Origin of the sequence: Pseudomonas sp. FSL R10-0399 (assembly GCF_009600165.1) — a bacterium.
Classification (GTDB): domain Bacteria; phylum Pseudomonadota; class Gammaproteobacteria; order Pseudomonadales; family Pseudomonadaceae; genus Aquipseudomonas; species Aquipseudomonas helleri.
The window spans coordinates 43,957-63,634 of sequence record NZ_WIWK01000021.1; the positions used below are offsets into that span (position 1 = coordinate 43,957).

Here is a 19,678-nt window from a genome sequence, read left to right on the forward strand (position 1 = left end):
AGTGAGCTTGCCTCGCGATCTTTTATAAAGATCAAAAGATCGCGAGCCAGCTCGCTCCTACAGATTTTTGCGGGGTTAGAAGGTGTATTTAGTCGTCAGCGACAGGCTGCGTGGCTCGCCGTAGTAAACGGTGCTGAAGTTACCCAGGCCCGACAGGTACTTTTTGTCGAACACGTTGTTGGCGTTGAGGTTGAACGACAGGTGCTCGTTGTAATCGTAGCGGGTCATCAGGTTAACCAGCGCGTAGCTGTTCTGCTCGATGATGTCGTAGTCGCCTTTCGGGTCGTTCCAGATCCGCCCGTAGAACGGGCTCTGCCAGTTCACGCCACCGCCCACGGTGACTTTGTTCAACGCGCCTGGCAGGCGATAGGTGGTGAACACCCGTGCCACGTTTTCAGGCTTGGTGGTTTCCAGCGGGAAGCCATACAGGCGCTTGCCGTCATCGGTTTTGGTCTGGGCGTAGGTGTAGCCCGCCATGATGTTCCAGTCCGGCATCAACTCACCGGCCAGTTCAAACTCGATGCCTTTGGTTTTTGCTCCATCAACCGACTCGTAGAAGTCGCGACCGGTATCCGCGTCTGTGCCGGCGTAGATCGGCAGTTTTTTCTGCTCGGTGCGGAACACCGCCACGGTCGCGTTCAGGCGGCCGCCAAAGTATTCACCCTTCAAGCCGATTTCGTAGCTGTTGCCTTCGGTAGGCGGCAGGTTGGTGTTGGACTGGCTGCGCTCGGTCACCGGTTTGTAGATCGAGGTGTAGCTGGCATAGGTTGAGTAGGTGTCGTTCAGGTCATACACCACGCCCGCGTAAGGCGTGACTTTGCCGTGCTGCTTGGAGGTGGTTTTGTTGTCGCTGAAGGCAGACGACTGCACGTAATACTTGTAGGTGTCGTTGTATTGGAAGTCGCTCAGGCGGCTACCCAAAATGACCGACAAGTCGTCTGCAGGCTTGAAGCGGGCAGCGATATAGGCGCTGTTCTGGTTGATGTTTTTCTCGTACTTGCCGTTTTTCGGGAAGTCCGGTTTCGGGTAATGGCCCTTCCAGTCAAAGATACTGCCCGGAACCTCACCGAACGCGCTGCCATCGAAGGTCGCGCCGGTTTGGCGTGACGATTGTGATGTGGCGCCGACAACCAGTTCATGTTCGCGGCCGAACAGGGTGAAAGGGCCAGTCGCATTGATGTCGGCGGTGGTTTGTACGCGATGGCCTTCCCACTTGCCCCAGTAAAAGAACATGCCCTCGCCAGTCACCGGGTCCGGATTGCCGCCACTGGCCGAGCCCAGTTGGGTGTCGTGGTCGTTGGTTTGCTGGTTCAGCGTGCCTTTGACCTTCCAGTCGTTGGCAAAGGTGTGCTCAAGGGAGGCGAAGGTAGTTTGCGCGACGACATCACGACGGCTCCAGTCCGTGGCCGGGTTGAACGAGCGACTGAAGTCGGTCTTGCTGTAGTCCGAGAAGTAGTAAGGGTTACCGGTCCAGGACGAGCCGCGCGGCTTGATTTTTTGATAGTCCATGCCGAAGGTGAACAGCGTGTCGGGGGTTAGATCGGCTTCGATGATGCCGTAGAACACGTCATTCTTTTTGGAGTAATGGTCGCGATACGAGTCTGCGTCCTGATACACCGCTACCACGCGGCCGCGCACGCTACCGTCTTCATTCAAAGGCCCGGAAATATCGCCTTCGGTGCGGTAGTCATCCCATGAGCCGACGCTGCCGCTGACCGATGCCTTGAATTCGCGGGTCGGTTTCTTGCGGATCAGGTTGACCGTGGCCGAAGGCTCGCCCGAGCCGGACAGCAGGCCCGTTGCCCCCTTGATGATATCGACGCGGTCGTACAGGGCCATGTCGACCTTGGTCGCGCCTTCATCGAACACGCCGTCGTACTGGCTGTTGACGCCGTCGTACTGGAAGTTGGTGATGGCGTAGCCACGCGCCGAGTACTCCATGCGGTCACTGTCGTAGGCCTGGGTCGAGATCCCCGGCGCATTGCGCAGCACATCACCGATGCTTTGTGCGGCCTGGTCGTTCATCAACTGGCGAGTGATTACGGTCACGGTCTGCGGGGTTTCGCGGATCGACAACGGCAACTTGGTCGAACTGGCCGTGGCGCCCGTGGTGTAAGAACCGGAGTCTTCAGTGATCAGCGTGTTGCCCAGGCCCTTGCCGGTAATGGTCGTGGCGCCCAACTCCAGGCCTTTGCCCTGATGGGAATTGATAATCACTGTATTGCCATTGAGCTGATAGGAAATCCCGCTGCCTTGCAGCAGGGTTTCCAGTGCCTGGATGGGCTCAAGCGAACCCGACACCGAATGCGATTTGATCCCTTGCACCTGATCCGGGCTGTACAGCACTTGCAGATTGGCCTGCTTGCCAAACTCGTTCAGTGCGCTGGCCAGCGATTGTGCCGGAATGTTCACTGCGACCGGAGCGGCCTGAACCAGTGAAGAACCCAGTAAAACTGATGCCACAAAGGCGCTGGACAACAGGGTGCGGCGCACAGTCTGACGCTGGGTAGCGATCGAGAGAGGTGTCCGGCTCAAGGTTGGTCGTTGCATGTCGTGCCTAGGCTCCGTAGAAAAATTCTTTCTTGTTAATGGGAATAATTATTAGACGCAGCACGATTGAAAAACCGGATAAAAGTTCCTGAAAAAAAATAAGTCGACTCCCCAAAACTATTGGAACGGCGAATTACGCCACGTCCAGCGCCGTGCTGACCTTGCCGCTGTCCATGCGCACCAATTGATCGGCAACGTCGAAATAACGGTCGTCGTGGGAGATCACGATGATGGTTTTGCCCAGGCGCTTAAGGTCCGGCAGCAGTTCGGTGTAGAAAATCCGCCTGAAGGTCGGGTCCTGGTCGGCCGCCCATTCGTCAAACACCAGCACCGGGCGCTCTTCCAGCCAGGCGTTGACCAGGGCCAGGCGCTTGCGTTGCCCGGTCGAGAGGTCGGTGGTGCTGAACCGGCCGTCGGTGATGCTGACCTTGTGCGCAATTTCCAGGCGTTTGAGGTACTGCTCGGCGTCCTGGGGGATGTGCATGTCACCTTGCACCACGTCATCGAACAGGTAGTAGTCGGCAAAAATGGTGGTGAACAACTGCCGATAGTCATCGCGGGTTTCGGCTGACACGGGCTGGCCATTAAGGCGGATCTCACCCTGTTGCGGTGCATACAGGCCCAGCAGCAACTTGATCAGGGTGGTTTTGCCGCAGCCGTTTTCGCCGACGATAAACACAATGTCGCCTTGCTTGATCGTCAGGTTCACCGGGCCAAGGCGGAACGGGGCGCTGCCGTCCACGGGCGGGAAGCTGTAGCTCACGTCCACCAGCTGCAGGCTGTTGAGGGTCTTGTCGGGGGCGTCCTGCGCGTTGAGCAGCAGGTGCGGCTCGGGGGAGTTGAATTGTTCGGACAAGTCGGCAATGCGCCGGAAGGCGATTTGCGCACGACTGATGATCGGCAGGGTGCTGATCAAGTGTTCCAGCGGGCCTTTCATGTACAGCAACACCAGGACAAAACCGCTGATGACCTCGGGGTTACCGCTGGGCCAAAACGACTGCATGGCCAGGGCCAGGCCGATAACTACGAAAAACAGCATCGAACCGAGGCTTTTGGCGATGACGAAGGTGTTGATCGAGCGCACCTGAATGTCGCAGATTTTTTGCGCCGTGCGCTGAATGCCGGAGACAAACATCCGTTGCCGACGGGGGCGGTGGATACGCAGTTCCTTGGCGCCTTCGGCAATCGCGTTGTAATGCTTTTGCAGTTCGTCTTCGGCTTCACGGGCTTCGGCAAACCCGTTGAGGCCGTAGCCGCGGGCGATGTACTGGATCACCGTGCCGATGGCGATGGCCACCAGCATCATCACAAACATCGGCCACGACAGCATGGCCAGATAACCCATGCAGCCCAAGGTTACGGTCAGCGAAATCGCCAGAGGGGCAAAAGCGAAGGCGAAGTCGCTGATGGTGTCGACGTCATGGGTCAGTACCGGAATAAGCCGGTGGCTGCGGTAACGTTCAATGTGCGAGATGGGCGCCGAAAGCACCTTTTCGCCGAGTTCTCGGCGCAGGGTGGCGATGATGTGCTGGCCGACATAATTGCTGCCGATGTCGGAACAAATACTGCTGATCAGCGCCAGCACGCAGAGCCCGGCAAACAGCGCGACCACCTGCTGGGTAAGCCCGCTGTCGGCGTGCAGGGCACTGTTGATGGTCGCCAGCAGCACCGTCACGCTTAACCCGCCGATCATGCCCAGCACGATCGACAGGCTGACGATCAAACGAAAAGGCTTGAGCAGAATAAACAGTTCTCGAAGAACCCCGGGTGATGTCCGGGGCGTGGCAGGCTGGCTCATAAACAAGAGTTCCTTGGCTCAAGGGAAGGGCAGTCTCTTGTGAACGAGTGATTGGGGTGAGGATTTAGCCGCTGTAACAGGTTGAGAATGAACCTGTGGGAGCGGGCTTGCTCGCGATAGCATCACCGGGGACGACAGACAAACTGAGCCGCCCGTATCGCGAGCAAGCCCGCTCCTACAATAAGGTTATGGGCCTTAAAGATCGCGCTCAACCCTGAAGCCGATCCAGTCACCACGGGTTTGCGGGTAGATGTCGTTACGATTGCCCGAGCGTGAGAACACTGGGGCTTCGCCCCAGTCATTGCCGCGGATCTGCATCAGTTCGCCTGCGCACTCAGTCACCCAGGCGCTGCCATCGGTGGGCGCGCCCACGTAGTCGTTGTGTTTGCAGTCTGCGAGCCATTCGTACACGTTGCCGTGCATGTCATACACGCCAAAGGCGTTGGCCGGGTAGCTGCCGACCGGCGAGCTGTAGCTGTAGCCATCCGCCGGGCCATAGGTATTGGCGTGCTTGGCGATGCTGTAGGGCTTGCCTTCATCCATCGGGAACGGGAAAGGCCCGGTCGATCCGGCCCTGGCGGCGTATTCGCGGGTGGCCTCGCTGACCATGCGGTACGGCTTGCCGGTCTTTTTCGACAACCAGCTGACGTAATGCTTAACGTCTTCAAAGTCCATGCACACCGCGGGCTGACGCGGCCCCTGCGGATAGCTGGGTTTGCTCGCCGTGCATTTGCGCCCGGGGCGGTCGTCGCCGTCGGCAATCTTGACCCCGGTTTCCTTGATATAGGCGTCAAATTCGCCTGCCGTGACCTGAAAGCGACTGATCGCCACCGGCTTGCTGAAGGTCACGGTGTGCATCGGGCCTTCATCGGGCTCGCGGCCGACTTCATCGTCGGGGGTGCCCATGACGAAACTGCCTGCCGGCAGCACCACCATTTGCGGGCAGTTTTTGCAGTCTTGAAAGACCGTGCCCGGTTCGGCAGCCGGGGCGGCGTGGGCCAGGGCGGGCAGGGCACTGGCGAACAACAGGCAATACAGCGGTTTTAGCGTGGGCATGGTTAAACACTTCACTGGGAGATAGGGTTGGCGGCTTTTTGCACGGTGTCCCAGACCCGCAGGAAATTACCGCCCCAAAGCTTGGCGATGTCGGCTTCTGAATAGCCGCGCTGGAGCAACTCGGCGGTGACGTTGCGGGTCTCGCTTACGTCTTTCCAGCCCTCCAGGCCGCCACCATCGTTGAAGTCAGAGCTGATACCGACATGGTCGATGCCGATTTTTTTCACCGCGTAGTCAATGGCATCGCCGTAGTCTTTCAAGGTGGCTTTGGGCTCATGCTCGACGATGTCGTAGAGCCCGCTGGCGTATTGGCCGAAGCGTTGCTCTGGCCACACGGTAATGATCGCGTCACCGGGCATCAGGGCCATTTCGAGGTTGTGCAAGGGCGGCAAATCAAACTGGCTGCGCAGGGTATTGAGCTTGTCTTGGCTGGCCTGGCTCAGCGGGCGCAAGTAAGTGCCGAAACCGACAATTTGCACCACGCCGCCGGTGTCTTTGATCCGTTGCATGTCCTTGTCGCTGAGGTTGCGCGGGATGTCGACCAGCGCCCGTGGGGCAGAGTGTGACGCCACCAGGGGGGTACGGCTGAGCTGGCTGACTTGCTCCAGCGCTTTGCTCGACATTTGCGAAACGTCGATGATCACGCCCAGATCGTTCAAGCGCTTGACGGCCTGCTTGCCGGTGTCTGACAGGCCGTTGAGGGCGTCGGGGGTGTCATTGAAAAAGGGCAGCGGGCGTGAAGAGTCGGCCCAGTCGTTGTTGCCGACATAGCTGAAGCCGAACATGCGCATGCCGCGCGCAGCCCATTTGTCCAACTGGTTCAGGTCATTTCCCAATGGGTAGGCGTTGAGCATGCTGATAAAAATCGCAAACTTGCCTTCGCTGTGCAGGCGCCGGAAATCATCCGGGGTGTAGGCAATCGCCACTTGCTCGGGAAAGTCGCGCACCATGGCGCTGATGATGGTGTAGCGCACCTCTTGATCATTACGCGCGGCATCGACAAAGCCAGCGGTTGGACGGTGCGGTGCGTTCGGGCCGTTCCAGATTTCTGGCCAGCCGAAGATCGTCAGCGCGGCGCCCGACAACCGGCCTTTGGCTGCCTTGACCAGGTCGAACTGGCCGGGGCCGTCTTTGTCGGCTTCATTGCCTGCGCTGCCGAACTCCAGCGGCACGGTGATATGGCTGTCGAATGACAGCAGGCGGTTTTGCAGTTCATCGGCCTGTTTGACGATGCTCAGCGAGTAGCCGGCATTGCCTTTGTAAAACGTGTCCCAGACCAAAAAACCGCCGCCGATGGCCACGGCCAGCGCCAGAGGAATACCAATAAACAGGGCTTTTTTGCTGCGTGATTTAGTCATCGCCATCTCAGTAGAAATCCGCCGCTATACGGCCTTTGCTATCTGGAGGGGACGAGGGGTGAGCTTGATAATTTAAGAGTGCTTTGTGTAGGAGCGAGCTTGCTCGCGATCTTTAAACGATCAAAAGATCGCGAGCAAGCTCGCTCCTACAGGATATTTATCGTTCCATAGATAGAACGATCTAATTCAAAATTGCCATCTAGTGATATGGGTGATGCGAATCTATAGTGTTGCCATGCATGACAGGAGGTGCAACATGAAAAACATTATGGGTCTCTACACCGCTCCGCGAGGTCATTGGGTCGGCGATGGCTTCCCGGTGCGCACGTTGTTTTCCTACGACACGATGGGCAAGCACATCAGCCCGTTCCTTTTGCTGGATTACGCGGGCCCAGCCGAGTTCACGCCGACCACTGAGCGTCGTGGCGTCGGGCAACACCCGCATCGCGGCTTCGAGACAGTGACCATCGTCTATAAAGGCGAAGTTGAACACCGTGACTCCACCGGCAACGGCGGGATCATCGGGCCTGGCGATGTGCAGTGGATGACGGCAGCGTCCGGCATCCTTCACGAAGAGTTCCACTCCGAGGCGTTTGCCCGCAGTGGCGGCGCTCTGGAAATGGTCCAGCTGTGGGTGAATCTGCCCGCCAAGGACAAAATGGCCGAGCCGGGTTACCAAGGGATTCTGGACCGCGAGATTCCGCAGTTGGCGCTCAAGGACAATGCCGGTACCTTGCGTTTGATTGCCGGTGAGTTCGACGGCACACGTGGCCCCGCGCGTACGTTCACTGACATCGATGTGTGGGACATACGCCTGAACGCGGGCAAGTCGGCAACCTTTGACCTGCCTGCGGGCCGCAACTCGGCGCTGGTTGTGCTGCACGGCACGGTCGAGGTCAATGGCGCGCAAGCAGTGGGCGAAGGCCAATTGGCGCTGTTCGAACGTGAAGGCACGCAGATAAAACTGCACGCCAGCCACGATGCCGTGTTGTTGATTCTCAGCGGTGAGCCGATCGACGAGCCCATCGTTGGTCACGGGCCGTTTGTGATGAACAGCGAGGCTGAGATTCACCAAGCGTTCAGGGACTTCCAGTCGGGCAAGTTCGGCCGGATGTAACTCAGGATCTTGTAGCCGCTGACGAGGTACGAAGGCTGCGATGGGTTGCGCAGCGACCCCAATCGGCGGTCCTGCGGCCCGCATCGCAGCCTTCGTGCCTCGTCAGCGACTACGGGGTTTTTTGTAACAGCTCGCGAAATTGCGCCAAGGGCACCGGCCTGCTGTGCAGATAGCCCTGGTATAAATGGCAGTCCAGTGTTTGCAGATACGTCAACTGCGCCAGTTGCTCAACACCTTCTGCCACCACGGTCAGGCCCAGGCTGTGAGCCATGGCAGCGATGGCGCGGATGATCTCGGCATCGTTGGGGTCCTGGATCGCGTCACGCACAAACGACTGGTCAATTTTCAGGGTGTCGACCGGCAAGCGCTTGAGATGGGTCAGGGAGGAATAACCGGTGCCGAAGTCGTCCATGGCAAAGCTGGCGCCCAGGGCGATCAGTTGGTGCATTTTTTCGATGGTGTCTTCCAGGTTTTGAATCACGATGCCTTCGGTGACTTCCAGTTTGAGCATCGAGTAGGGCAGGTGGTGGTTCAACAGGCTGCGTTGGACCCGCTCAACAAAGTCGCTCTGCAAAAATTGCCGTGGGCTGATGTTGACGCACAGGCTGAAACCCTCCGGGTCGAGCAGGCCTTCTTTAAGCAGTTCGCTGAAAGCACGGCACGCCTCATCGAGCACCCAGGTGCCCGCTTCCAGAATCAGACCGCTGTCTTCGAGGATTTTAATGAACTCGCTGGGTGACTGCGGCCCCAACTCAGGGTGAGTCCAGCGCAGCAAGGCTTCAGCGCCGACGATGCGGTTGCTGCGGGCGTCGACTTGCGGTTGAAAGTGCAGGCTGAATTCGCTGCGGGCCAGCGCTTGGCGCAAATCGCTTTCCATGCGCATGCGCTGGCTGGCGGCGGTCTGCATCTCAAAGTGAAACAGTTGCGTGGTGTTGCGCCCGGCATCCTTTGCCCGGTACAGCGCAATATCGGCGCGCTTGAGCAGGTCAGCCGGGTTGGCGCCGTGGTCGGGAATCAGTGCGATACCAATGCTGGGGGTCACTTGCAGGCGCTGGCCGTCGAGGAACATCGGTTCAGCGAGCAATTGTCGAATGGTGTCGGCGATATGGCACACCGCGTCAGTGACCTCTTGCTGCGAGCCTTTAAGCCCGGTCAGCAGCACCACGAATTCATCACCACCCAAACGGGCCACGGTGTCTTCGCTGCGCACGCTGGCTTCCAGGCGCGCGGTGATGATGCGCAACACCGAATCGCCCACCGGGTGCCCCAATGAGTCGTTGATGTGCTTGAAGTGATCAAGGTCCAGAAACAACAGCGCACCGCGCAAATCATGGCGCTTGAGCAGTGAGGTCTGCTGGCTCAGGCGGTCCATCAGCAGGGCGCGGTTCGGCAGGTTGGTCAAAGGGTCGTGGTAGGCAAGATGCCGGACTTGCGCCTGGGCGCTTTTCAATTGGCTGATGTCGCGGGCGGTCAGCAGCAAGCAGGGCGCCTCTTTCAGGGTAATCAGCTCTATTGAAATTTCGACCGTGAGCGGGCTGCCGTTTTTGGCCCGGCCAAGCACCTCGCGGTTGCTGATGCGGCCCTTTTCACGCAGTTCATCAAGCAGCGCCTGACGCTTCGAGCTGTCGCCCCAAATCCCCAGCTCATACGGGCTGCGGCCAATCACTTCGTCGCTGCTGTAGCCGGTCAGCCGGGTGAAGCCGTCATTGACTTCAAGGTATCGGCCGCTCACCAGTTCGCTGATGGTGATGGCGTCAGGGCTTGAGTGAAAAGCCTTGGCGAATTTTTCCTCGCTGGCCTTGAGCGCGGCTTCGGCCCGCTGTTGCTGGGTAATGTCGCGCAGGGTGGTGACGATGCACGGCTGGCCATTGACCTCGATGTGGCGGCTGGACAATACGCAGGTCAGCGGTTCGCCATTTTTGTGGTGCAAGGTTAACGCCGGGTTGGTCTGTGCCGGGGCGCGGATAATGCGCTGTAACTGGCGCAGGTGCTGGGCGCTGGCGTCGGTCAGGGCGCTGCTGGTGTCTGCACCTTCTTGCAGGTCGGCCACGGTCCAGCCAAAGGTCTGGGTGAAGCTGGTGTTGATTTCGATAAAGTGCGCGCTGTCTGCGAGCATCACGCAAATGGGGTCGGGGCTGGTCTGGAAGACACTGGCAAACTTTTCTTCTGAGGCGCTCAAGCGCTGTTCGCGCTCTACCTGGTCGGTGATGTCGAGCAAAGTGCCGGCCATGCGCAGCGGTTTGTCCGCTGCATCGCGGTACAGCCGGGCACGGCTTTCCAGGTAGCGCGAGGCGCCGTGAGCCAGCGGCACCCGGTAGGTCAGTTGGTAATTGCCGGCCGGGCCTTCGCGCAGCGAGCGGTAGGCATTGCGCATGTTGAAGCGTTCTTCTTCGGGCACGCCTTCAAAAAACGCGTCAAATGATTCGTTGAACGGCTCTGCGGGCAGGCCATGCAGTTGAGCGGCGCGGGCCGAGCCATACAGGCGGCCGGTGGGGATGTGCCAGTCCCAAGTGCCCAGTTGCGCCGAGTCGAGTGCAAGGTCCAGGCGTTCCTGGCTTTCAATCAGCGCTTGCTCGGCTTCTTTGCGTAGACGGTTGTCGACGAAGGTGCTGATCAGGTACGCCTCGCCCTCCAGTTCGACTTTTTGCGCGCTCAGCATGCCTTCATGGTAGTGGCCATGACGGTCGGCCAATTGCACTTCGAGGGTGATCGGGGCGTTCTGTTGGCTGATGGCTTTGGTGAATTGCAGGCGCTGCGCCGGGTCGGGCCAGATGCCCAGCTCAACCGTGGTACGGCCAATGGCTTCGGCGGCGGTCCAGCCCAGTTGGCTTTCAAAGCTATGGTTGGCCTCGCTGATCAGCCCGTCCTCGATGCGCACCAGCAAGACCATGTGCGGTGACAACTGAAACAGCGTCGAAAAGCGTTGCTCTGAACTGTTCAGCGCTTGCTGGCGCTGACGTTGCAGGGTGACGTCGCGAATCACCCCCATGATCCGTGGGTTCGGGTCATCGCCGGGGACCTGGCTGCCGTGAATCTCCAGCCAGTGCAGGCTGCCATCAGGCCAGCGCACCCGGTAATGAATGGGTTTTAGTAATTGCTTGCCGTTGATAATCGCGTCGAAGGCCTGTTGGGCCTTGGGCCAGTCGTCAAAGGGCAGGGAGGCCAATTGCTGAAGGTTACCGGGCAGCGCAAGGGCTGAATCAAAGCCAAAAAAAACGTGGGCTCCATTCGACCAATGCAAGTCGCCACTATTGAGTTCCCAGCACCAGGCGCCCAGTTGGGCTGCGTTCATGGCGGTGAGCAGTTGCGTGGCACTCAGCGCGTGATTGTCCAGGGCTGACAGGTCGATATCAGACGCATCAGGGGCAGGGTGCAGCGCATCCGTGGGGTTTGACATTGACTGCAGTCCTTGGGCTGAAAATCTTGAAAACGATCCATGCCTGAACCGGTGTTTTCAGGGTTGCTCAGTGTGCAGCGTGTCGACTTGGGCATCCAGCAGTGTCATGAAAGCGTGTGCGGCGTTCGACAAAGTTCTTTCGGTGTGCACGATATAGCCTAGTTGACGTGTCAGTTGTATGCCCGGCAAGGCGATTGAGGCCACTTGTTCATCGAGCATGGTGCGCGGCAACACGCTCCATGCCAGACCGATGGACACCATCATCTTGATGGTTTCCAGATAGTTGGTGCTCATGGCGATATTGGGCGTGAGGCCCTGGCCTTCAAACAGGCGCTGCACGATATGGTGAGTAAAGGTGTTGCCGCCCGGGAACACCGCCGGGTGGTGGGCAATGTCCGACATGCTCACGCTGGTTTGCTGAGTGAGGCTGTGCTCGGGCGCCACCACGAAATCCAGCGGGTCGTCCCACACCGGCACCGCGCGAATCAGCGAATGAGGTTCTGGCGCCAGGGTGATAACGGCCAATTCGGCGCGGCCATGGAGAATTTCTTCGTATGCAACTTCTGAATCCAGGAACTGAATATCCAGCGCAACCTTGGGATAAGTGCGGGTGAACTCACGCAGCAACGGCGGCAAACGGTGCAGGCCGATATGGTGACTGGTGGCCAGGGTCAGGCGGCCGCTGACCTCACCATTAAGGTTATTTAGCGCTCGCCGGGTGTCATCCAGTACGTTGAGAATCTGGTAGGCGCGTGGCAGTAAGGCCCGGCCCGCCTCGGTCAAACTGACCTCGCGACCCAGCCTGTCAAACAGCCGCAGCTTGAGTTGCTGCTCAATGCTGGCGATGCGTTTGCTGATCGCAGGCTGGGTTAAAAACAACCGTTCGGCGGCGCCAGAGAAGCTTCCGGTTTCTGCAATGGCGATGAAAGCGTTGAGATTCGCGAGATCCATCTAGGTGAATTCCTGTTGGTTATCCAAAGCATAAAAAATATGAATTTGAGTTATTCACTGTAACCCCATAGCATCGACCTCACAAGCCAAGTGGTTATTGGCATAGAAAGTAGCTGATGAGGAAACCGTCTGATGGCCGGCAAAACGCTCTACGACAAGCTCTGGGATTCGCATTTGGTCAAACAGCGCGACGATGGTTCGGCGCTGATCTACATCGACCGTCATATCATTCACGAAGTGACGTCGCCGCAAGCCTTTGAAGGCCTGCGTCTGGCCGGGCGCAAGCCTTGGCGCATCGATGCCAACATCGCTACCCCGGACCACAACGTACCGACCACGCCTGAGCGCAAGGGCGGGATCGAAGCGATCGCTGACCAGGTTTCCCGTTTGCAGGTGCAAACCCTCGACGACAACTGCGACGAGTACGGCATCACCGAATTCAAAATGAACGACGTCCGCCAGGGCATCGTGCACGTGATTGGCCCGGAGCAGGGCGCCACCTTGCCGGGCATGACCGTCGTTTGCGGCGACTCGCACACCTCGACCCACGGCGCGTTTGGCGCATTGGCTCACGGTATCGGCACCTCCGAGGTTGAGCATGTGCTCGCCACGCAGTGCCTGGTCGCGAAAAAAATGAAGAACATGCTGGTCTTGGTCGAAGGGCAATTGCCGTTCGGCGTGACCGCCAAAGACATCGTGCTGGCCGTGATTGGCAAAATCGGCACCGCTGGCGGTAATGGCCACGCCATTGAATTTGCCGGTAGTGCGATTCGCGACCTGTCGGTAGAAGGCCGCATGACCATCTGCAACATGTCGATTGAAGCCGGTGCCCGTGTGGGCCTGGTGGCTGCCGACGAAAAAACCGTGGCGTACGTCAAGGGTCGTCCGTTCGCACCCAAAGGCGCTGAGTGGGACTTGGCCGTAGAAGCCTGGAAAGACCTGGTGTCGGATGCCGACGCCACGTTCGACACCGTGGTTGAACTCGATGCTGCCCAGATCAAGCCGCAGGTGAGCTGGGGTACTTCGCCAGAAATGGTCTTGGCCGTGGATCAGAACGTGCCGGATCCGGCGCAGGAAGCTGACTTGGTCAAGCGTGGCTCGATTGAGCGTGCCTTGAAGTACATGGGCTTGAACGCCAATCAGGCAATTACCGATATCCAGCTGGACCGCGTGTTCATTGGTTCGTGCACTAACTCGCGGATCGAAGACTTGCGCGCTGCGGCAGTGATTGCCAAAGGTCGCAAAGTGGCTTCGACCATCAAGCAAGCGATTGTGGTGCCGGGTTCGGGCCTGGTTAAAGAGCAGGCCGAGGCTGAAGGCCTGGACAAAATCTTCCTCGAAGCCGGTTTTGAATGGCGTGAGCCAGGCTGCTCGATGTGTCTGGCGATGAACCCGGACCGCCTGGAGTCAGGCGAGCACTGCGCTTCGACCTCCAACCGTAACTTCGAAGGCCGTCAGGGTGCCGGTGGTCGTACTCACCTGGTGAGCCCGGCCATGGCCGCTGCCGCGGCGGTAAACGGTCGCTTTATCGACGTCCGTGAATTGATTTAAGGAGCGCAGCATGAAAGCTTTTACCCAGCACACCGGGCTTGTCGCACCTTTGGATCGCGCCAACGTCGACACCGACCAGATCATCCCGAAGCAGTTTTTGAAGTCGATCAAACGCACCGGCTTTGGCCCGAACCTGTTTGACGAGTGGCGCTACCTGGACGTGGGCCAGCCTTACCAGGACAACTCCAAACGCCCCTTGAACAAGGACTTCGTGCTCAACGCCGAGCGCTATCAGGGCGCCAGCGTGTTGTTGGCCCGTGAAAACTTCGGCTGCGGCTCCAGCCGTGAACACGCCCCTTGGGCCCTGGAAGAGTACGGCTTTCGCAGCATCATCGCGCCGAGCTACGCCGACATCTTCTTCAATAACAGCTTCAAAAACGGCCTGTTGCCGATTATTTTGAGCGACGCTGAAGTGGACGAGCTGTTCGCCCAGGTTGAAGCGACGCCGGGTTATCAGCTCAACATCGACCTGCAAGCCCAGACCGTTACCCGTCCTGACGGCAAAGTGTTGAACTTTGAGATCGATGCATTCCGCAAGCATTGCCTGCTCAACGGCCTGGATGACATCGGCTTGACCTTGCAGGACAGCGATTCGATTGCAGCGTTTGAAAGCAAGCACCGCGCAAGCCAGCCATGGTTGTTCCGTGACGCTTGATAAGCGTATTTTTTGAAGTGTGGGAGCGGGCTTGCTCGCGAGGATAAACCCCGGTTTGTCTTTTGAACCGAGGCGCCTGAATCGCGAGCAAGCCCGCTCCCACGGTTTTTTTAAAATTTTCAGGATGCGCCTGCGGGGGCATCAACCGACAAGACAGAGGAACACATGAGCAAGCAGATTCTGATTCTCCCAGGCGACGGTATTGGCCCAGAAATCATGGCTCAGGCAGTTAAAGTGCTTGAACTGGCCAATGACAAGTTTCAGCTCGGCTTTGAGCTGACTCACGACGTGATCGGCGGCGCAGCCATCGACAAGCACGGCGTGCCGCTGGCTGACGAGACCCTGGAACGTGCTCGTGCTGCTGACGCTGTGTTGCTGGGCGCCGTGGGTGGCCCGAAGTGGGACACCATCGAGCGTGACATTCGCCCTGAGCGCGGCCTGCTGAAAATCCGTTCGCAACTGGGCCTGTTCGGTAACCTGCGCCCGGCCATTTTGTACCCGCAACTGGCTGACGCATCGAGCCTCAAGCCTGAAATCGTTGCAGGCCTGGACATCCTGATCGTTCGTGAGCTCACGGGCGGTATCTACTTCGGCGCGCCGCGCGGCACCCGCGAGCTGGAAAACGGCGAGCGTCAGTCGTATGACACGCTGCCGTACAGCGAAAGCGAAATCCGCCGCATTGCCCGCGTCGGTTTCGACATGGCCCGTGTGCGTGGTAAAAAGCTGTGTTCGGTCGACAAAGCCAACGTATTGGCCTCCAGCCAACTGTGGCGTGAAGTGGTCGAGCAAGTGGCCAAGGACTACCCGGACGTAGAGCTGAGCCACATGTATGTCGACAACGCGGCGATGCAACTGGTGCGTGCACCCAAGCAGTTCGACGTAATCGTGACCGACAACATGTTCGGCGACATCCTGTCTGACGAAGCCTCGATGCTTACAGGTTCCATCGGCATGCTGCCGTCGGCCTCGCTGGATGCCAACAACAAAGGCATGTACGAGCCGTGCCACGGTTCAGCGCCGGACATCGCCGGCAAAGGCATTGCCAACCCGCTGGCGACCATTTTGTCGGTGTCGATGATGCTGCGTTACAGCTTCAATCAGCAGGCTGCCGCTGACGCCATCGAGCAGGCCGTGAGCCTGGTTTTGGACCAGGGACTGCGTACCGGTGACATTTGGTCGACCGGTTGCACCAAGGTCGGTACACAGGAAATGGGCGATGCAGTAGTCGCGGCGCTACAGAATCTGTAATCTCTCGGGCCCGTTACTTCCTGTTGGTGGAAGTAACGACCCCACTTTTTGTTAAAGGTGTAGTTGCGATGAAACGTGTAGGTCTTGTCGGTTGGCGCGGTATGGTTGGTTCCGTGCTCATGCAGCGGATGCTGGAAGAGCAGGATTTCGATCTTATTGAGCCGGTGTTTTTCACTACCTCCAATGTCGGTGGGCAGGGTCCTTCCGTGGGCAAAGACATTGCCCCGCTGAAGGATGCTTACAGCATTGAAGAGTTAAAAACCCTCGATGTGATTCTGACCTGCCAGGGCGGCGACTACACCAATGAGGTGTTCCCAAAGCTGCGTGAGGCGGGTTGGCAAGGTTACTGGATCGATGCGGCGTCGAGCCTGCGCATGCAGGATGACGCGGTCATTATTCTGGATCCGGTCAACCGCAAGGTCATCGACCAGCAGCTGGATGCAGGCACCAAGAACTACATCGGTGGCAACTGCACCGTCAGCTTGATGTTGATGGGCCTGGGCGGCCTGTTCGAAGCCGGTCTGGTCGAGTGGATGAGCGCCATGACTTATCAGGCGGCTTCCGGTGCCGGTGCGCAGAACATGCGTGAGCTGATCAAGCAGATGGGCGCCACCCACGCTGCGGTCGCCGATCAACTGGCTGACCCGGCCAGCGCCATTCTCGATATCGACCGCCGTGTGGCTGAAGCCATGCGCAGCGATGCCTACCCGACCGAGAACTTCGGCGTGCCATTGGCTGGCAGCTTGATCCCGTGGATCGACAAAGAGCTGCCAAACGGCCAGAGCCGCGAAGAGTGGAAAGCGCAAGCTGAGACCAACAAGATCCTGGGTCGCTTCAAAAACCCGGTTCCGGTTGACGGCATCTGCGTGCGTATCGGTGCGATGCGTTGCCACAGCCAGGCCTTGACCATCAAGCTGAACAAAGATGTGCCGATTGCGGACATCGAAGGCTTGATCAGCCAGCACAACCCTTGGGTCAAGCTGGTGCCGAATCAGCGTGAAATCAGCATGCAAGAGCTGAGCCCGACCAAGGTTACAGGCACCCTGAACGTGCCGGTTGGCCGTCTGCGCAAGCTGAACATGGGTTCGCAGTTCCTCGGTGCATTCACCGTGGGCGACCAGTTGCTGTGGGGTGCGGCTGAGCCGCTGCGCCGCATGCTGCGGATTCTGCTGGAGCGTTAATCGCCCCGGTTGCAATCAAAACCCGCGTCTCGCAAGGGCCGCGGGTTTTTTTATCCATGCGCTATTGTCATCCATGGCGCTACAAAGCGCTGTCCGTTGCCTCCATCGGTGGCTCCCGGTACAGTGCCGCTCCCCACGTTTCGCCTGAGGTAGACACATGAACCAGTCCTTTGATATCGCCGTCGTCGGCGCCACCGGCACTGTCGGCGAAACACTTGTGCAAATCCTTGAAGAGCGCGACTTCCCGGTTGCCAACTTGCATCTGCTGGCCAGCAGCGAGTCGGCCGGCAGTTCGGTGCCTTTTCGGGGTAAAAACGTTCGAGTGCGTGAAGTCGACGAATTCGACTTCAGCAAAGCCAAGCTCGTATTTTTTGCCGCTGGCCCTGCTGTGACCTTGAGCTTTGCCGCCAAGGCCCGTGCGGCCGGTTGCAGCGTGATCGATTTGTCGGGCGCATTGCCAGCCGACCAGGCCCCGCAAATCGTGCCTGAGTCCAATGGGCATATCCTGGCCGGGCTTGCGCAGCCGTTCCAGATCAGCAGCCCAAGCCCTTCGGCCACCGCGCTGGCGGTGGTGCTGGCGCCACTGCGTCAATTGCTGGACTTGCAGCGCGTCACGGTCACCGCCTGCCTGGCGGTGTCGGCCCAAGGTCGCGAAGCGGTGTCTGAATTGGCCCGCCAAACCACGTCACTGCTGAATATGCACCCGCTGGAAACTCGTTTTTTCGACCGCCAGATGGCATTTAACCTGCTGGCGCAGGTGGGCAAGCCGGATGAGCAGGGGCATGTGCCGCTGGAAAAACGCCTGGTCACCGAGCTGCGTGAAGTGCTCGGCATGCCGGGCCTGAAAGTTTCCGTGACGTGCATTCAAGCTCCGGTATTTTTTGGCGATAGCTATAGTGTGTCGTTACAACTGGCTGCGCCGGTTGACCTGCAGGCCGTCAATGCTGCGCTTGAAGCCGGTGAGGGGATTGAGTGGGTAGAGGCCGATGACTACCCGACAGCCGTAGGCGATGCGGTGGGGCAAGACGTGGTGTATGTCGGCCGCGTTCGCCACGGTGTCGACGACAGCAGTGAACTAAATCTGTGGCTGGCGTCAGATAACGTACGCAAAGGCGCGGCATTGAACGCCGTACAACTGGCTGAGTTGTTGATAAAAGACCCACTGTAAAAGATACTTGGCGTCGCTATTTGGCAGGTTTGCCGAGGCGGCGTCGCAGTCAAGCTGCTGTCAGGGCTTACAGATTCAATGAGGCAATGCGCGGGTCGATGACAGCCCTCGCATGTCGTCAGGCAGCAGCTTTACAGGTCTCGTGGGACGAGGCCTGTACCAATAAGGAAGAGGCTATGGTTCAGGTTCGCAAATTAGTGTTAGCAATAGCCGCCGCTTCGGCGCTGTCATCCGGTATGGCGCAGGCGCTTGGGCTCGGCGAGCTGACCCTGAAGTCGACGCAGAACCAGCCACTGCTGGCCGAGATTGAGCTGCTGGACGTCAAGGACCTGAGCGCTGCCGAAGTAGTGCCCAGCTTGGCCCCGGCAGACGAATTTACCAAAGCCGGGGTGCCGCATCCGGCGTATCTGAACGACCTGCGTTTTACCCCGGTGATCAATCCCAACGGCAAGAGCGTGCTGCGGGTTACCTCCAGCCAGCCGTTGTCGGAACCTTTCGTAAAATTTCTGGTGCAAGTCATGTGGCCCAATGGCCGCTTGATGCGTGACTACAGCGTCCTGCTGGATCCCGCTAAATATTCGCCACAAACCGCAGCCGCCGCGGCGACAGCTCCGGCTACCGCAGCCAGCACTGCTGGCGGGGAAGCAGGGCAATACACCACGTCTGCCCGTGACACTCTGTGGGAAATTGCCGCCAAGGCGCGCAACGGTGGCTCGGTGCAGCAAACCATGCTGGCGATTCAGGCGCTCAACCCCGATGCCTTTATCGGCGGCAACATCAACCGCCTGAAAACCGGTCAGGTGCTGCGTTTGCCGACGGCGGCGCAAAGTGTCGAACTGGCCCAGTCCAGGGCAATTGCTGAAGTCGCAACGCAGAACGCTGACTGGCGCAGTGGTCGGCGTACCGCGCCACGCGCTCAGCAACTGGATGCCACCGCGCGCAAACCGGCAGCCACGGCGCAGCCCAAAGCTGAAGTCAAAGATGGCTTGAGCCTGGTTGCAGGGCAGGCGGGCAAAGGCGCGGGTGGTGACGCCAAGAATGTCAGCGACAAGCTGGCGATGACCCAGGAAAGCCTCGACAGCAGCCGTCGTCAAAGTGCCGAGTTGCAAAGCCGGGTACAAGACCTGCAAAGCCAGGTCGACAAGTTGCAACGCTTGATCGAATTGAAAAACAACCAGTTGGCCAAGTTGGAGGGCGAAGCTCCCGCGCCGCTCGACGCCAGCGCTGCCTTGCCAGCCAGCTTGGTGGGTGAGGCAGCAGATACACCTGAAGACGACATCGCCCCGGCCACTGAAGGTGCGCCGGCAACCGCTGTAGCACCGGCACCGGGCGATACGCCCAGTGATGAACGCAAGATCCAGGACTTGCTCGCCAGTCCGATGCTGACAGCCGCCGTAGGTGGTGCAGCGGTCTTGTTGCTGTTGCTCTTGTTGCTGCTGCTGGTACGTCGGCGCAAGGCCCAGCAAGCGGCCGAGCGCCATGCGCGTATGGCGCAGGCGCTGGAAGAAGAGCCTGAGTTCGCGGCAGACTTCGACCTGCCAGAAAGCAGCTTTGAAGGCATTGAAGTGGCATCGCCGAGCGTTCATCTGGACGCCGCTCCAGCACCTGCACCCGCGCCGACCCCGGCTCCGGCCGCAGTGGTCGCACC

At 59.1% G+C, this 19,678-nt stretch carries 13 protein-coding genes; 7 read left to right on the forward strand and 6 right to left on the reverse strand.

Annotation, left to right across the window (positions count from 1 at the left end; all coding sequences use genetic code 11):
- Positions 1-75 precede the first annotated feature (75 nt).
- The 4 genes from GHO41_RS08840 to pvdM form a co-directional block, all read right to left on the reverse strand.
- On the reverse strand, positions 76-2,550 hold the full coding sequence (locus GHO41_RS08840; RefSeq protein WP_153433384.1) for a TonB-dependent siderophore receptor: 2,475 nt from the start codon (positions 2,548-2,550) through the stop codon (positions 76-78).
- 133 nt (positions 2,551-2,683) lie between these two features.
- Positions 2,684-4,348: a cyclic peptide export ABC transporter gene (locus GHO41_RS08845; protein ID WP_153334793.1), complete on the reverse strand. Its 1,665-nt coding sequence runs from the start codon at positions 4,346-4,348 to the stop codon at positions 2,684-2,686.
- A 195-nt stretch (positions 4,349-4,543) separates the two neighbouring features.
- The gene (locus GHO41_RS08850; RefSeq protein ID WP_153433385.1) at positions 4,544-5,404 is read right to left on the reverse strand and encodes a formylglycine-generating enzyme family protein; all 861 of its coding nucleotides are present in this window, start codon (positions 5,402-5,404) and stop codon (positions 4,544-4,546) included.
- Positions 5,405-5,415: 11 nt separating this feature from the next.
- The gene (gene pvdM / locus GHO41_RS08855; protein WP_153433386.1) at positions 5,416-6,762 is read right to left on the reverse strand and encodes a pyoverdine-tailoring dipeptidase-like protein PvdM; all 1,347 of its coding nucleotides are present in this window, start codon (positions 6,760-6,762) and stop codon (positions 5,416-5,418) included.
- Positions 6,763-7,018: 256 nt separating this feature from the next.
- Between pvdM and GHO41_RS08860 the strand changes: the two genes are divergently transcribed.
- Positions 7,019-7,879, forward strand: coding sequence for a pirin family protein (locus tag GHO41_RS08860; RefSeq protein WP_153433387.1), 861 nt, complete (start codon positions 7,019-7,021; stop codon positions 7,877-7,879).
- 109 nt (positions 7,880-7,988) lie between these two features.
- Here GHO41_RS08860 and GHO41_RS08865 read toward each other — a convergent pair whose 3' ends face one another.
- The gene (locus GHO41_RS08865; protein ID WP_153433388.1) at positions 7,989-11,276 is read right to left on the reverse strand and encodes an EAL domain-containing protein; all 3,288 of its coding nucleotides are present in this window, start codon (positions 11,274-11,276) and stop codon (positions 7,989-7,991) included.
- Between the two features lie 57 nt (positions 11,277-11,333).
- A complete protein-coding gene (locus GHO41_RS08870) occupies positions 11,334-12,227 on the reverse strand; it encodes a LysR family transcriptional regulator (RefSeq protein ID WP_048388443.1) in 894 nt (297 codons plus the stop codon).
- 132 nt (positions 12,228-12,359) lie between these two features.
- Between GHO41_RS08870 and leuC the strand changes: the two genes are divergently transcribed.
- The 6 genes from leuC to GHO41_RS08900 all read left to right on the forward strand — a co-directional run.
- Positions 12,360-13,778 carry a 3-isopropylmalate dehydratase large subunit gene (gene leuC, locus GHO41_RS08875; RefSeq protein ID WP_123748704.1) on the forward strand — a complete coding sequence of 473 codons (1,419 nt, stop codon included), beginning with the start codon at positions 12,360-12,362 and terminating at the stop codon, positions 13,776-13,778.
- A 10-nt stretch (positions 13,779-13,788) separates the two neighbouring features.
- Positions 13,789-14,433, forward strand: coding sequence for a 3-isopropylmalate dehydratase small subunit (gene leuD / locus GHO41_RS08880; RefSeq protein WP_048369008.1), 645 nt, complete (start codon positions 13,789-13,791; stop codon positions 14,431-14,433).
- A 165-nt stretch (positions 14,434-14,598) separates the two neighbouring features.
- A complete protein-coding gene (gene leuB, locus GHO41_RS08885; RefSeq protein ID WP_048369009.1) occupies positions 14,599-15,681 on the forward strand; it encodes a 3-isopropylmalate dehydrogenase in 1,083 nt (360 codons plus the stop codon).
- 68 nt (positions 15,682-15,749) lie between these two features.
- Positions 15,750-16,862 carry an aspartate-semialdehyde dehydrogenase gene (gene asd, locus GHO41_RS08890; RefSeq protein WP_048369010.1) on the forward strand — a complete coding sequence of 371 codons (1,113 nt, stop codon included), beginning with the start codon at positions 15,750-15,752 and terminating at the stop codon, positions 16,860-16,862.
- 157 nt (positions 16,863-17,019) lie between these two features.
- Positions 17,020-18,030 carry an aspartate-semialdehyde dehydrogenase gene (locus GHO41_RS08895; RefSeq protein WP_153433389.1) on the forward strand — a complete coding sequence of 337 codons (1,011 nt, stop codon included), beginning with the start codon at positions 17,020-17,022 and terminating at the stop codon, positions 18,028-18,030.
- Between the two features lie 176 nt (positions 18,031-18,206).
- Positions 18,207-19,678, forward strand: a 1,472-nt coding sequence (locus GHO41_RS08900) for a FimV family protein (RefSeq protein WP_305977931.1), incomplete at its 3' end; no start/stop codon positions are given.